Below are 13,996 nucleotides of genomic sequence, written 5' to 3'. Positions count from 1 at the left end.
TGCCATGAACACGACTTCGCTCCAGAACATTTGGTGGCGGGCCAGCTGACAGCGGCCTCTTGAAGCGCGTGCGCGTGAAAATTGTGATGGCCGCAACGGGATTTCCGGGCGGCCATTTGCTTTTTTCGAACCAGGCTCCGGACGCTCCCACGGCAACAGATGGAGACGGGAATGACGTTGGAACTGCTTGATAACGGTGCCGAGCGCTACGTGACCGGAGGTGGTGTTTCCATCACCAGGCAGCGCCATGAGACCGCCTATGCCGGGGCGATCGAGACCTATCTCGACGGACTGAACAGCCGGCGCGGCGCGGTCTTCTCCTCCAACTACGAATATCCCGGCCGCTACACGCGTTGGGACACCGCGATCATCGACCCGCCGATCGTGATCTCGGCACGTGGCCGCGCCATGAAGATCGAGGCGCTCAACGCACGTGGCGAGGTGTTGCTGCCGGTCATCCACGCGGCACTGGCGCCGCTCGAGGAGCTGACCATCGGCGAGACGACCAAGCGCCTGATCGCGCTTCAAGTGGCAACGCCCGGGCGGGTCTTCACCGAAGAGGAGCGTTCGCGCGTGCCGTCGGTGTTCACCGTGCTGCGTGCCATCACCGCACTGTTCAAATCGGACGAGGACAGCAATCTCGGCCTTTATGGCGCCTTCGGCTACGACCTGGCCTTCCAGTTCGACCCGGTCGAGCACAAGTTGGAGCGCAAGGAGAGCCAGCGCGACCTGGTGCTGTTCCTGCCCGACGAGATCCTGGTCGTCGACCACTATTCGGCCAAGGCCTGGCACGACCGCTACGACTATTCCGGCAAGGGTTTTTCGACCGAAGGCATCGCCCGCGACAGCGCTGCCGAGCCCTTCAAGGCTTCCGACCGCATCCCCCCACGCGGCGACCACGAGCCGGGCGAATATGCCCAGCTGGTGCGCCGGGCGATGGACAGCTTCAAGCGCGGCGACCTGTTCGAGGTCGTGCCCGGCCAGATGTTCTATGAGCGCTGCGAGACCGCACCGTCCGAAATCTCGCGCCGGCTGAAGACGATCAACCCCTCGCCCTACTCGTTCTTCATCAATCTCGGCGAGGGCGAATACCTGATCGGGGCATCGCCGGAGATGTTCGTGCGCGTCAACGGCCGCCGCGTCGAGACCTGCCCGATCTCGGGCACCATCAAGCGCGGCGACGACGCCATCTCCGACAGCGAGCAGATCCTCAAGCTGCTGAACTCGAAGAAGGACGAATCCGAGCTGACGATGTGCTCGGACGTCGACCGCAACGACAAGAGCCGCGTCTGCGAACCGGGCTCGGTGCGTGTCATCGGCCGTCGGCAAATCGAGATGTACTCGCGGCTGATCCACACCGTCGACCACATCGAGGGCCGCCTGCGCGAGGGTATGGACGCCTTCGACGCGTTCCTCAGCCATGCCTGGGCCGTGACCGTCACCGGCGCGCCCAAATTGTGGGCGATGCGTTTCATCGAGAGTAACGAAAAGAGCCCGCGCGCCTGGTATGGCGGGGCGATCGGCATGGTGCATTTCAACGGCGACCTGAACACCGGCCTGACGCTGCGCACCATCCGCATCAAGGACGGCATCGCCGAGGTGCGTGCCGGCGCCACCCTGCTCTACGATTCCGTTCCCGAAGAAGAAGAAGCCGAAACCGAACTGAAGGCCTCAGCCATGCTTTCCGCCATCCGCGACGCCAAGACCGGCAACTCCGCAGGCACCGAGCGCACCACCGCGCGTGTCGGCGAAGGGGTCAAGATCCTGCTCGTCGACCACGAGGACTCGTTCGTCCACACCTTGGCCAACTACTTCCGCCAGACCGGCGCCGACGTCTCGACCGTGCGCTCGCCGGTGCCGGAGGAGATCTTCGACCGCATCAAGCCGGATCTCGTGGTGCTTTCGCCCGGACCGGGCACGCCGAAGGATTTCGACACGGCGGCGACGATCAAGAAGGCACGCGACCGCGACCTGCCGATCTTCGGCGTGTGCCTGGGCCTACAGGCGCTGGCCGAAGCCTATGGCGGCGAGCTGCGCCAGTTGGCGGTGCCGATGCACGGCAAGCCGTCGCGCATCCGCGTCTCCAAGCCGGGCATCATCTTCTCCGGCCTGCCCAAGGAAGTGACCGTCGGCCGCTACCATTCGATCTTCGCCGATCCGGTGCGCCTGCCCAGCGATTTCGTGGTCACCGCCGAGACCGAGGACGGCGTCATCATGGCGTTCGAGCACAAGAAGGAGCCGATCGCCGCGGTGCAATTCCACCCGGAATCGATCATGACGCTCGGCCACGACGCCGGCATGAGGATGATCGAGAACGTCGTCGCGCACATGCCGCGCAAGGCCAAGGACAAGGCGGCCTGAGCGGCCGCCGGGACTGCAAGCAGAGATCATGAGCGAAACCGAAACACAGAGCTTGTCGGCCACGCGCGGTGGACAGCCATCGTCCAAGCGGCGTGTCGCCAGGCTCGCCTTCTGGTCGATCATCATCGGCGCGGGCGTCATGGGCCTGAAATTCGTCGCCTGGTGGCTGACGGGTTCCGTGGCGCTGTATTCGGACGCGCTCGAATCGATCGTCAACGTCGTCGCCGCCATGGCCGCCTTCTGGGCGATCAAGATCAGCCACAAGCCGGCGGACATGGGCCACCAGCACGGCCACCACAAGGCGGAATATTTCTCGGCCGTGCTCGAAGGCGTGCTGATCGTCGTTGCCGCCTTCCTGATCCTGTTCGAGGTCTGGCGCAGCTGGGGCGTGCCGATGGACGTCGAGCAGCCCTGGTTCGGCCTCGGCATCAACGGCGTCGCAGCAGTGATCAACGCCATCTGGGCAGGCGCGCTGATCCGTGTTGGCCGTGCCGAACGCTCGCCCGCCATGGTCGCCGACGGCCACCACATCATGACCGACGTGGTGACCTCCGCCGGCGTGCTGATCGGCCTCGTCGCTGCCGTTGTCACCGGCTGGAAGATCCTCGATCCGGCACTGGCCGTGATCGTGGCGCTCAACATCCTGTGGCAGGGCTGGCACGTCATCAGCTCGTCGATGGACGGGCTGATGGATCGCGCCGTCGAACTCGACGAGCACATGCGCATCCGCGACATCATCTCGGCCAATTCCAAGGGCGCGATCGAGGTCCACGACCTCAAGACCCGCATCGCAGGCCGCGCCACTTTCATCGAGTTCCATCTTGTCGTCGACGCCGACATGACCGTCGGCGAAAGCCACGTCATCTGCGACCGCATCGAGGATGCGCTGCGGGCCGACATCCCGTCGGTGCGGGTCATCATCCATGTCGAGCCTGACGACGAGGCCAAGCTGCCCAGGGGCACCGTGGCGGTGCCGTTCGCGTGATCTTGAGCTGATGTAGCCCGGCCTGGCATGGGACAACGCGAAATCAAAGAAGAACGCGCACCGGCTCGAGGAAACGCCCCGCTCGAACCGATGCGCCCGGCCCCCCGCCGGATTAGTTGAACTGCCAGCTCACCCGCGCCATGATCGCGTGAAATGCCGTGTCGACATTGTGGGTCGAGCCGCGGGTGTCGATTTCGCCCGTTTCGGAATCTCTGGCAAAGCTTGAAACAGTGAACGACCCAAGGTCGACATAGTTGTAATCGAGCCCGAGGATGATGTTGTTCGTCCAGGCGTAGTTGACGCCTGCGCCGATGGTCCAGCCTGGCCGGGAAAACGTCTTCGTAACATCGAACCTGCCCACGTCGCTGTAAGCATCGATGCGGCTGCGCACCTGGCCATAGGCCAGGCCGCCCTTTGCGAAGACCAGCCATCTGTCGGAGGCATAGCCGAGCCGCGGCGTCAGCATCCCAAGCCAGTCGAGCCGCGTCGATATGGTGTCCTGCCGAGTGTCATTCCAATTGAACGGACTGTGGATGCCGGACCTGCCGACATTAGCGAGGGAAAGCGACCCCTCGAGACCGAGCACGAAATTTTCGTACTGCTGGTTGTAGCCGGCATGGACACCGAGCAAGCCTCCGCCCATCCGATGTGAGAAAGTGTCTCCAGCTTCCCAGTTGAAGTAATTTTGCGAGGGAAAATCGATTCCTTCGTCGTTGCCAAATGTGTAGTCTGCGTCACCCCAGCCAACCCCTGCATGGCCACCGGCGTAGAAGCCTGTCCAGTTGAAGGGGACCGCCGGCTCCGTTGCGAGAGGCTCTGCCGCAGACGCGATTGCGACGCTGCCAACCAGGATCGTCGCCGCCAAGACCAGTTTATGCATCTTACGCACTGCATTTCCCCCTGGACGCCGCAGCCGGCGTCCTGTCTCCGAATCCGATCGGCCAATCCCTATTGCCGTGCTGACCGATGCGTCTCGCGCAGCGAGCGGAAGTCTCCGGAATTGAGCGGAAATCGCGGCACCGCATCTGTCAGCAGCCTTTCAGCCCAGCCACCTGCGACACTGGACATCAAGCTCCTGCACGCGCTCAATCGCCTGCGGCGGAGATTTGGATGCGAGGATATCGGGTATGTTCGGATTGATAGGCAAGATGCGCGCGCAACCCGGCAAGCGGGACGCGTTGCTGGCAATACTGCTCGACAGCACCGGCAGCATGCCCGGCTGCCTGAGCTACGTCGTCGCCAAGGATCCAGCCGATCCCGATGCGATCTGGATCACCGAAGTGTGGGACAAGAGCGAAAGCCACAAGGCTTCGCTTTTGCTGCCCGAGGTGCAGGCGGCGATCAAGCAGGCGATGCCGCTGATTGCCGGTTTCGACAGCAGCACCGAGATCGAGCCGGTCGGCGGCTTTGGGCTTCCGGGTTCCTGAACCCACCCAATCAGATCTTCACCAGCATGGCGGTGAGGTACATGAGGCCGGCACCTGCGGCGAGGCCGGTCATGGCGGCAGGGCTGAACAGCCCGCCAACGTCAACGCCGTCGCGCCGGCGCAGCAGTGCCGTCACCTCGACGATGACCTGCAGGATGGCCCCGGCGCCGATGGCGAGCGCCAGTGCCGACCATTGCGGCGCAAAGGCGAGGCTGCCGATCCACAGGCCAAGCACCGCCGGCCCGCCGGCGAGCAGCGTCAGCCAAACGAAGGTCCACAACGTCACCCTCTGGCGCAGGATGGGTGCGGCGATGCCGATCCCTTCGGTGACATTGTGCAGCGCAAAGCCGATCAGCAGGAAGGTGCCGAGCCCGGCAGCACCGGCGGCGAAGGCGGCACCTATGGCGAGCCCCTCGCCGAAATTGTGCAGCCCGATGCCGATGGCGATGTAGGTGGCGAGCGCAAGACCCTTCGGCGCCCCGTTGCGCCGGCCGATCCCCATCAGGATCAGGAAGCTGGCCGTTGCGGCCAGCACCACCATCACCTGCCCCTGGAAGATCGCGGCGGATTCTCCTGCCAATTCGAGGGCTTCGCTGAACGCATCGACCATCAGGAAGGCGAGCAGGCCGACGGTGAGCGCAAGGAGGAAACTCATGCCGGAGCGGCCGACGCCGCGCAGCGCCGGATAGAACATCAGCCCAACCGCAACCGGCACGATTCCGACGAAGATGCCGAGGATCGCCTGCGTCAGCAGGCTCGAGCTGTCGGGGACCGGTGTCGCCACGGCAACGGGAATTTCGTGAGCGAAGGTGGCACCCGTGCTGGTCACCAGATTGACCGCGTGCGCTTCGCCAAGCACCCACGGGAAAGGCACGTGGATCCAGGCGGACGACCCTCGCGCCAAAGGCCCGGGGGAATCTTGCGTGAACTGCCAATAGGCATCGTCGACCTGGACCTGGGCGATGGTCATCGGTTCGGACCCGCCGGCACGGACCAGGACGCTGATGCCGCCGCCGGCAAGGATGACGCGTTCGAAGGCAATGTCTTCAACCGGCGGCGCACCGCTGTTGAACCTCGCCATCGGGTTGGTCGCAATCAGAACCGCGATGGCAGCGGCAAAGGCCAGCAGCGGCAGGACGACCCACCACAGCGCCCGGCGCGGCGAAGGCGTGCCGGGCAATTCGGCTTCGGTTTCGACGATCGGAGCGTCCCTCATGCGACTTCCTCCACGACGTCGAACATGCCGACCCAGCCAAGCTCAGTGAATTCCGACTGATGCGGATGGAACATGTAGAGGCCTGGCTCGTGATCGGCGAAGCTGAACTCGATGATGCCGCGCTGGGCCTGGCATTGGGTGATCAGGTCGACGGTCTTCAACGTCGGCGTCAGCGTCGTTCCCTGGTCGAAATAGTCGAAGAAGTTGCCGTGCAGGTGAAACGAGTTGATGGGATCGAACTCGACGACGTTGATCAGGTAGATCCGCACCGGCCTGTTCTTTGCGATCCTGATCGGCGAATTCATGTAGGTGTGCGCCACCGTGTTGACGGCATAGAACTCGTTCTCGCCGTCGAAATTGGTGTCGAAGGCGTTCATCACCATGACGAACTCCTGCCACTGCCTGTTCTCGGGCGTGCCATAGAGCCGCGAACGGGCGACATCGGCCTGCTCGGGATGGCGTGCGGGATCGGGGTCGATGACGAAGGCGCCGTACATGCCCTTGTGGATGTGCCGTTTCAGCGGCAACGCGTGGCAGTGGTAGAGGTGGCAGCCGAAGGGCTTGGCGTCGAACTCGTAGACGAACTCCTCGCCGGGATTGATCAGGCCGGCCCCAGGCACGCCGTCCATGCGCGCCGCATGAATGCCATGGAAATGCATCGAATGCGGGTGCGAGCCGTAGTTCTTGAAAACGATGCGTAAGCGCTCGCCTTCGGTCGCCCGCAGCGCCGGACCGGGAACGCGTCCGTTGTAGGTCCAGGCCGGGAACATGACCCCCGGGGCGATCTCGATCTCCTTGTCCTCGGCAACGACGTCGAAGGTCCGGAGCGTGCGACCGTCGGGCAGGACCGACTTCGTTCCAACATCCCAGTCGGTAAGCATCTTGGCCGGGTCGAAGCCGTTGCGGACACTGTCGACCTCGCCGACCGTGACCATCGCGCCATGGGCGCCGCTGTGCCCAGATATTGGAGCGGCCTTATAGGCGCTGTCGGCAGCAGCGGCGCCAGCGGCATCATGCCCGCCGTGCGCCGCCTGGCCCACGGCCGAACTGACGCTGACAGCGGTCGCGCCAGCCGTGCAAATGCCGCCGGCCAGCAGCAACCTGCGGCTCAGCCGTTCCCGCAACCAACCTGGTGTTTCCACCTTACCCTCTTTTGCAAATGCGAATGATTTGCATCATGCACTCGCAGTCGCCAGTGCACAAGTTGAATCTGAGCGGCAGCGCCATGGCTCAAACCAGTGCCGTGCAAAGACAATCCAGCACGGGCGGAGAGACGCCCTCGCAAGCTACAGAGGAGAGGAGTTGTCTGTATTGCGCACATCGCTGGTTTCAGAGCCGCAGCCGACCGCCACAAACACCTGTTCCGATTCATCAATTCAGCGTCCACAGGTCGCGAACCGCAATTGCCTTTCTTGCCGCCAAACGCATGGCGCTCACGAAGATAATTACCCTTGGACAGGGCTGACACCGTCGGCCGAATAGGTCTAAGACGGCCGCATGAAGCCAGACCCGCAGCCTGCCGCCCCGCTGTCCGAAACGAAGCCCTGGCTGCAATGGCTGCTGCTGCTGGCCTGCTCGGCCCTGGTTGGCGGCGTGCTGGAAATGGTCCACCTGCCTGCCGCGCTGCTGGTCGGCCCGATGCTGGTGGCGATCGCACTCGGTAGCAGCGGCGCCACGGTCCGCGTGCCCAAGCCACTCTTCGTCGCAGCACAGGCGCTGTTGGGTTGCCTCGTCGCCAACTCGATCTCGCCCGGCATCTTCACCACATTCGCCGCCGAATGGCCGCTGTTTTTGGGCGCGGCGATTGCCACGGTTGCCGCCAGCAGCTTCCTTGGCTGGTTCATCTCGCGGCTCAAGGTGCTGCCGGGCACGACGGCGGTTTGGGGTTCGGCGCCGGGAGCGGCAACAGCGATGGTTCTGATGGCCGACGCCTTCGGCGCCGACGCCCGGCTTGTCGCCTTCATGCAATATCTGCGCGTCATCATGGTCTCGCTTGCCGCCGCGGTCGTCGCCCGGCTCTGGGTCGACACGTCGGGCGTCGAAACGCCGCCGATCGAGTGGTTCCCCGCGTTCCAATGGCCCGCCTTCGGCGCGATGATCGGGGTCGCCGTGGCCGGCAGTGCGCTTGGCGTTCTGCTGCGCATCCCCTCGCCCTACTTCGTCGGCAGCATGATCGTCGGTGCGACCCTGCATCTCGGCCTGGGCGTGCCGCAGCAACTGCCGGAGTGGCTGCTTGCCATCGGCTATACGCTGATCGGCTGGTCGATCGGCCTCAACTTCACCCGGCCCATCCTGCGCCACGCCGCGCGTGCCTTGCCTCAGGTGGTCGGCTCGATCGCGGCCTTGATGGCCTTCTGCGGCGCCCTGGCCTGGGGGCTGCACCAAATCCTCGGCGTCGATCCGCTGACCGCCTATCTCGCGACCAGTCCCGGCGGCATGGATTCGATCGCCATCATCGCCGCGGCGGCCGACAATGTCGACCTGTCGTTCGTGCTGACACTGCAGATGCTGCGCTTCCTGATCGTGCTCATGTTCGGACCCGCCCTGGCAAAGCTGGTGGCCAAGTCGATCAAGGATTGAGACGCCACGCGCACCGGCCAGCGCTCCCATTTCGACAAGATCGATCGCCCCTGTAGCATCGGCCACCCGTCGCTCGTCCTTTGGTCACTGGCACTGAAACCAACGGAAGGGACAATGGCGATGGCGCGCACCGGACCAGCAAGAGTCGAACTGGAAAACGTCAATCACCCCGGCCAGGTCAGTTCAGCCGATGCCGCCATGTATCATGCGATGAAGCAGGCGATCCTCAGGGTGCTGCCGGCAATGTCGCCTGGGCTGACCGTGGCGCAGATGCAGGACGGCGTGCGCGGCCACCTGCCTGAAGACCTTTATCCCGGCGGCGCCAAGGCAGGCTGGTGGGCCAAGGCGGTGCAGCTCGACCTCGAGGCAAAAGGCATCATCGCCCGCGAGCGGGTGAGCCCCCTGCGCCTGCACAAGGCCTGACGCCCGACGGCATCACGCCGGAGTTGCCCGGCTGACATCCGCCCTGTCGCGGACGGCCGCCCTTGCGCACGCCATGCGCCTCCTGTAAGAGAGCGGCCATGACTTCGCGCAAGATCATCGAAATCTCCCGTCCGGCCGCTTTTGCGGGCGAGACGCTGCGCGCGCTTTCTTCGGCTCTTCTTCTTCTCGGCCTTATCGGCGATCGCCGGGCTCGTTAAGGGAGCGTCCGGCGGTCGAATTGCCGCCGAGGCATCTGCTCCTTTACTCTTCACAACAGATCCGAAATTCTGATTTAAGACCGCTGAAGCATGCGCGCTATGTCGTGCATGGCGGCCAAGAGAACGAGACCGACAATGAGCAAGACCACCCCAGCTTCCGGCCGGAGCGCCGGCATGCCGACCGCCGCCGTCAAGTATCAAGCCTATCACAAGATCGACCTGCCCGACCGGACCTGGCCGTCCAAGGTCATCGACAAGGCGCCGATCTGGTGCTCGGTCGACCTGCGCGACGGCAACCAGTCGCTCGTCGACCCGATGGGCCACGACCGCAAGGCGCGCATGTTCCAGCTGCTGCTCGACATGGGCTTCAAGGAAATCGAAATAGGCTTCCCCTCGGCGTCGCAGACCGATTTTGATTTCGCCCGCTGGTGCATCGAAGACGGCAACGTCGCCGACGACGTGTCGCTGCAGGTGCTCGTGCAGTGCCGACCGGAATTGATCACACGCACCTTCGAGGCGCTGAAGGGCGCGCACAAGCCGATCGTGCATTTCTACAACTCGACCAGCGAGTTGCAGCGCCGCGTGGTGTTCGGCAAGGACGTCGCCGGCATCAAGCAGATCGCCACCGACGCCGCCAAGATGATCACCGACATGGCGGCCAAGGCCGGCGGCGGCTACCGTTTCCAGTATTCGCCGGAAAGCTTCACCGGCACCGAACTCGAAGTCGCGCTGGAGATCTGCAACGCGGTCACCGAGATCATCAGGCCGACGCCCGACAACAAGCTGATCATCAACCTGCCCTCCACCGTCGAGATGGCGACGCCCAATATCTATGCCGACCAGATCGAGTGGATGTGCCGCAACCTCGACAATCGCGAGAACCTGATCATCTCGCTGCATCCCCACAACGATCGCGGCACCGGCATCGCTGCCACCGAGCTCGGCCTGATGGCGGGTGCCGACCGTGTCGAAGGCACGCTGTTCGGCAATGGCGAGCGCACCGGTAACGTCGACGTGGTGACGCTGGCGCTCAACATGTTCACCCAGGGCGTCGACCCTGAACTCGACTGTTCGGACATCGAGCGGATCAAGGCCGTCTACGAATATTCCAACCAGATGGTCATTCCCGAACGCCACCCCTACGTCGGCGAACTGGTCTACACCGCCTTCTCCGGCTCGCACCAGGACGCTATCAACAAGGGCATGAAGGCGATCAAGGTCGCCAACAAGCCGTTGTGGGAAGTGCCTTACCTGCCGATCGACCCGCAGGACGTGGGCCGCAGCTACGAGGCGATCATCCGCATCAACTCGCAGTCGGGCAAGGGCGGCATCGCCTATGTGCTCCAGGCCGACTACGGCCTCAACCTGCCGCGCAGCCTGCAGGTGGAGTTTAGCCAGGACATCCAGGCGATCACCGATGCCGAAGGCAAGGAAGTGTCGGTCAAGCGCATCCATGAACGCTTCCTCGAAGTCTATGTCGACCAGCCGGCCGCACGCCTCAAATTCGTTGATCACCAGACCTTTCCCGATACGGTGATGAAGGGCCGCCGCGTCGTCGAGGCGACCATTGTCGACAACGGCAAGGAAGTGGTGATTTCCGGAACCGGCAACGGCCCGATCGACGGATTCGTCGATGCCCTGTCCCGCCATATCGGGATCGACCTTTCGGTGCTCGACTATTCCGAGCATTCGATCCAGCGCGGCTCCAACGCTTCGGCCATCTGCTACATGGAGGTCGAGCATCCGCGCGGACGCCTGTTCGGCGCCGGAATCAACACCAATATCGTGGCGGCTTCCCTTGAAGCGGTGGTTTCGGCGACCAATCGCATCCTGACGCGTTAGGGTTAACGCCACTCCGGACACGCCTCGCCCGTGGATAACGGGCGAGGCGTTTGTGCATCGGTGCGCTGCGTGCTTGTGCGCCACCGCCAGCCGACTATGATCCGATCATTCGTACCGGTTCGAAAAGGGTCGATACTTGGTTGCCTCCACGCCTGCCGCCCCCGCAGTGCGCGAAGCGCTTGAGCGGCTTGTTGCCAGCGAGACCTTCGGCCGGTCCGATCGGGCACGAAAACTGCTGCGCTATCTCGTGGAGCGCGATCTTGCCGGCGAAGCCGAGCGGCTGAAGGGTTTTGCCATCGCCGTCGATGTCTTCGGCAAGGACGCCGAATTCGATTCGGCAACCGATGCCGTGGTCCGCGTCCAGGCCGGACGCCTGCGCGAACTTCTGGCCCAGTACTATGCCGTCGAGGGCACGGCCGACCCGATCCGCATCACCATTCCCCGCGGCAGTTACGTGCCCGCCTACGAGGCGGTTGCCGAGAGCCCGCCCGACGTGCCCTCCCCTGGTGAAATCGAGGGAAACGAGGCAATTGCGTCACCAGCCAATGTCGAGCTGGGGGCGGCGCCGCTACATGCCGAGGACCAGATGGACCCGGTGTTGCAGGGCACCAGCGTCAAACGGCAGCTCAGGTATTTCTGGGCGGCAATGGCACTGGTCATCGTCATGCTCGGCATCTTGGTCTTCCGCAACATCGGCGGCCCGTCCGCCACCAATTCCGCCAGCGTGACCGACTTCCGCAACTCCACCGCCAGTATCACCGATGCGGTCGACCAGTTGCCGGCCGTGCATATTCACCTCGGCCCGGAGGGCGGCGACACCGCGCGGGTCGCGACCGTGCTGCGGACGGCGCTGTCGGGCTTCGACACCATCGATCTCATCGCCCGCGATCGTTCGGAACGAGCCAGGCGTGCCGACGCGACCGATTTCGATTTCGCCGTGAATGCGGGCCCCTCGCCGGGCTCCGTGCAGATCGAACTGCAGCACATGGCCAGCGGCCGCATCCTCTTGTCGCGCGTACTGTCGCCTCAGGAGGTCCAGCCGGATACGATCGACGACCGCATGGCCGAAATCGTCACCTCGGCGATTCCGGTTTCCGGCATGATCTATGGCTACATCGAGCAGAACGGGCTGCAGCGCGGGCTGGTGGCCTGCCTTCTGCTCAGCGACGACTTCTACATGGATCAGACTGCCGCGAGGCACCGCGCCGCTTATCAATGCATGGAAGAATTGTCGCGGCGCGGCGCCAAGTCTCCCATCGTCTATGCCGAACTCGCTTCGCTGCAACTCGAAGCCGTGACCGACAACTACCGCTATCCGCCCAACGCCACCGCCGACGGAGCCTATGCGCAGGCCCACAACGCGGTACAGACCGGTGCCACCAGCCCCTATGCGCATCGTGCCTACGGCTATCTGCAGTCACGCCTCGGCGACCGCACGGAGTCCATCCGCTGGATGCGCAAGGCCTACGAACTCAATACCTACGACCTGACCATGGCGGCCGCTTACGGCTATGCGCTGGTCCTGTCGGGGAGCTACAGCGACGGCGTGCCGATCATGAAGCGCGCGGTGGAAAGCACCAGTGCCCGTCCCGGCTGGTGGGACTATGGCCTGTTCCTCGGCGAATTCATGCTCGGCAACCGCTACGCCGCGGCGCGCGCCGCCAATTCGCTTACCGCGAACAAGAAGCCGCACTATCTGGCTGCACGCCTCATCGCCGCGGATTTCGCCGGCGACGAGAAGCTCACCGCATCGCTGGTGAAGGAGATTTCTGCAACCTACCCTGCCTTCGCCACCGACCCGGCCACCGCCTTCAACAAGGGCAAATATCCCGCGGAGCTGATCAAATCGCTGACGAAGGCGCTGCGCGCGGCCGGACTGGGCAACCAGACTTGAGTTTCGGTTTATTTTTGGACTGTTTTTTTGCATATTGGGCGCGCTACAAACGTCCAACGGCATTTTAAATCCAACGAATTATACTTATAGTTGCAGTCGATTTCAGGCTTCGGGTTATTTCAGGGAAGATGAATTACTCCATCCATGCGGCCGTTCGGGGAAACGGCACCAACGTGGTGGTCTTGCTTCACGGCTTCGGCGGTTGCTGCGACATCTGGGAGGATGTCGTCGACACGCTGGGTGATGCATTCAGGACCATTGCCTATGACCTGCCGGGACACGGCCGTTCGCTCGACTATCCCAAGGCCGGCTCGGCCAAGGTGGCGGCGAAGGCCGTTCTTGCCGATCTTGCGGCACGCGGCATTGCCGGCGCCCACTTCGTCGGCCACTCGATGGGTGGCGCGGTGGCAACACTCGCCGCATTGCTCGACCCCGCGCGCGTCGCGTCGCTGACACTGCTTGCGCCAGGTGGCTATGGACCGGAGATCAACGCTCCCCTACTCCGGCGCTATGCGGCTGCCGCCTGCGCCGACGAGATCCGCGCCTGTCTCGCCGAAATGTCGAGCCCTGACAGCACAGTGCCGGATGCCGCCATTCGCAACCTTACCGAGATGCGCGCCCGGCCCGGCCAGACCGAAAAGCTGGTCGCCTTTGCCGAAGCAATGACGGCCGACGGCAGGCAGGGAGTCATCCCGCGTCAAGACCTTGCCTCGCTGGCCATGCCGGTGATGGTGGTCTGGGGCACCGACGATGCCGTGCTGCCTTACAGCCATGCCGACGATCTCCCGCCTGGGTTCCTCGTTCACCACGTGCTGGAGATCGGTCATATGCTGCCCGAGGAGACGCCGGGCCTCGTTGCCGACATCGTGCGCCGCATGAGCCGCCGGCGCCAGCGGCGCCAGCCGACATTCACCGACAACAAGGCCTGATGAATCGGATTCTGCACGGCTGCCGATAAAGGATTGTACAGAAACCGTTTTGACCGCGTCGCATCTGCGGCAGGACATTTCGGCGGGATACAATTCCGCCGCGATCGTGATTATGTTAACT

11 protein-coding genes are annotated in these 13,996 nt (G+C 63.8%); 8 read left to right on the top strand and 3 right to left on the bottom strand.

All coding sequences use genetic code 11. From position 1 onward, the window contains the following. The first annotated feature begins 171 nt into the window (after positions 1-171). Positions 172-2,361: an anthranilate synthase gene (locus tag O1Y97_RS10380; protein ID WP_318763947.1), complete on the top strand. Its 2,190-nt coding sequence runs from the start codon at positions 172-174 to the stop codon at positions 2,359-2,361. A 28-nt stretch (positions 2,362-2,389) separates the two neighbouring features. After that, positions 2,390-3,346, top strand: coding sequence for a cation diffusion facilitator family transporter (locus O1Y97_RS10375; RefSeq protein ID WP_183264327.1), 957 nt, complete (start codon positions 2,390-2,392; stop codon positions 3,344-3,346). 112 nt (positions 3,347-3,458) lie between these two features. Here O1Y97_RS10375 and O1Y97_RS10370 read toward each other — a convergent pair whose 3' ends face one another. Continuing rightward, entirely contained in the window at positions 3,459-4,226 is a 768-nt protein-coding gene (locus O1Y97_RS10370; protein ID WP_318763946.1) for an outer membrane protein, read from the bottom strand. Positions 4,227-4,473: 247 nt separating this feature from the next. Here O1Y97_RS10370 and O1Y97_RS10365 point away from each other — a divergent pair, with 247 nt between their 5' ends. Further along, a complete protein-coding gene (locus tag O1Y97_RS10365; RefSeq protein ID WP_318763945.1) occupies positions 4,474-4,773 on the top strand; it encodes a putative quinol monooxygenase in 300 nt (99 codons plus the stop codon). A 10-nt stretch (positions 4,774-4,783) separates the two neighbouring features. Here O1Y97_RS10365 and O1Y97_RS10360 read toward each other — a convergent pair whose 3' ends face one another. Beyond that, positions 4,784-5,989 carry a ZIP family metal transporter gene (locus O1Y97_RS10360; protein ID WP_318763944.1) on the bottom strand — a complete coding sequence of 402 codons (1,206 nt, stop codon included), beginning with the start codon at positions 5,987-5,989 and terminating at the stop codon, positions 4,784-4,786. Beyond that, positions 5,986-7,131 (bottom strand): multicopper oxidase domain-containing protein, encoded by a 1,146-nt coding sequence (locus O1Y97_RS10355; RefSeq protein WP_318763943.1) that lies wholly within the window; start codon positions 7,129-7,131, stop codon positions 5,986-5,988. Before O1Y97_RS10355 ends, O1Y97_RS10360 begins: the two co-directional genes overlap by 4 nt. A gap of 355 nt (positions 7,132-7,486) precedes the next feature. Here O1Y97_RS10355 and O1Y97_RS10350 point away from each other — a divergent pair, with 355 nt between their 5' ends. From O1Y97_RS10350 to O1Y97_RS10330, 5 genes are all read left to right on the top strand, one after another. After that, positions 7,487-8,569, top strand: a complete 1,083-nt coding sequence (locus tag O1Y97_RS10350) for an AbrB family transcriptional regulator (protein WP_183264331.1) — start codon at positions 7,487-7,489, stop codon at positions 8,567-8,569. Between the two features lie 114 nt (positions 8,570-8,683). Then, positions 8,684-8,992, top strand: a complete 309-nt coding sequence (locus O1Y97_RS10345; RefSeq protein ID WP_318763942.1) for a DUF6958 family protein — start codon at positions 8,684-8,686, stop codon at positions 8,990-8,992. 392 nt (positions 8,993-9,384) lie between these two features. Beyond that, positions 9,385-11,052 (top strand): 2-isopropylmalate synthase, encoded by a 1,668-nt coding sequence (leuA, locus tag O1Y97_RS10340; RefSeq protein WP_318764189.1) that lies wholly within the window; start codon positions 9,385-9,387, stop codon positions 11,050-11,052. Positions 11,053-11,188: 136 nt separating this feature from the next. After that, complete coding sequence (locus O1Y97_RS10335) at positions 11,189-12,946, top strand: tetratricopeptide repeat protein (protein ID WP_318763941.1); 1,758 nt, start codon at positions 11,189-11,191, stop codon at positions 12,944-12,946. Positions 12,947-13,074: 128 nt separating this feature from the next. Then, a complete protein-coding gene (locus O1Y97_RS10330; protein WP_318763940.1) occupies positions 13,075-13,875 on the top strand; it encodes an alpha/beta fold hydrolase in 801 nt (266 codons plus the stop codon). Positions 13,876-13,996 lie beyond the last annotated feature (121 nt).

The organism is Aminobacter niigataensis (genome assembly GCF_946995915.1).
GTDB lineage: Bacteria > Pseudomonadota > Alphaproteobacteria > Rhizobiales > Rhizobiaceae > Aminobacter > Aminobacter niigataensis.
The sequence above is the reverse complement of the archived record's forward strand: the minus strand, read 5'-3'. Positions and strand labels throughout refer to the sequence as shown.

Bases quoted from the DNA above. Each gene is read 5' to 3' on its own strand.
- O1Y97_RS10380 (WP_318763947.1), top strand. From the start codon at position 172: ATGACGTTGGAACTGCTTGATAACGGTGCCGAGCGCTACGTGACCGGA.
- O1Y97_RS10375 (WP_183264327.1), top strand. From the start codon at position 2,390: ATGAGCGAAACCGAAACACAGAGCTTGTCGGCCACGCGCGGTGGACAG.
- leuA (WP_318764189.1), top strand. From the start codon at position 9,385: ATGCCGACCGCCGCCGTCAAGTATCAAGCCTATCACAAGATCGACCTG.
- O1Y97_RS10370 (WP_318763946.1), bottom strand. From the start codon at position 4,226: ATGCATAAACTGGTCTTGGCGGCGACGATCCTGGTTGGCAGCGTCGCA.
- O1Y97_RS10345 (WP_318763942.1), top strand. From the start codon at position 8,684: ATGGCGATGGCGCGCACCGGACCAGCAAGAGTCGAACTGGAAAACGTC.
- O1Y97_RS10360 (WP_318763944.1), bottom strand. From the start codon at position 5,989: ATGAGGGACGCTCCGATCGTCGAAACCGAAGCCGAATTGCCCGGCACG.
- O1Y97_RS10330 (WP_318763940.1), top strand. From the start codon at position 13,075: ATGAATTACTCCATCCATGCGGCCGTTCGGGGAAACGGCACCAACGTG.
- O1Y97_RS10365 (WP_318763945.1), top strand. From the start codon at position 4,474: ATGTTCGGATTGATAGGCAAGATGCGCGCGCAACCCGGCAAGCGGGAC.
- O1Y97_RS10350 (WP_183264331.1), top strand. From the start codon at position 7,487: ATGAAGCCAGACCCGCAGCCTGCCGCCCCGCTGTCCGAAACGAAGCCC.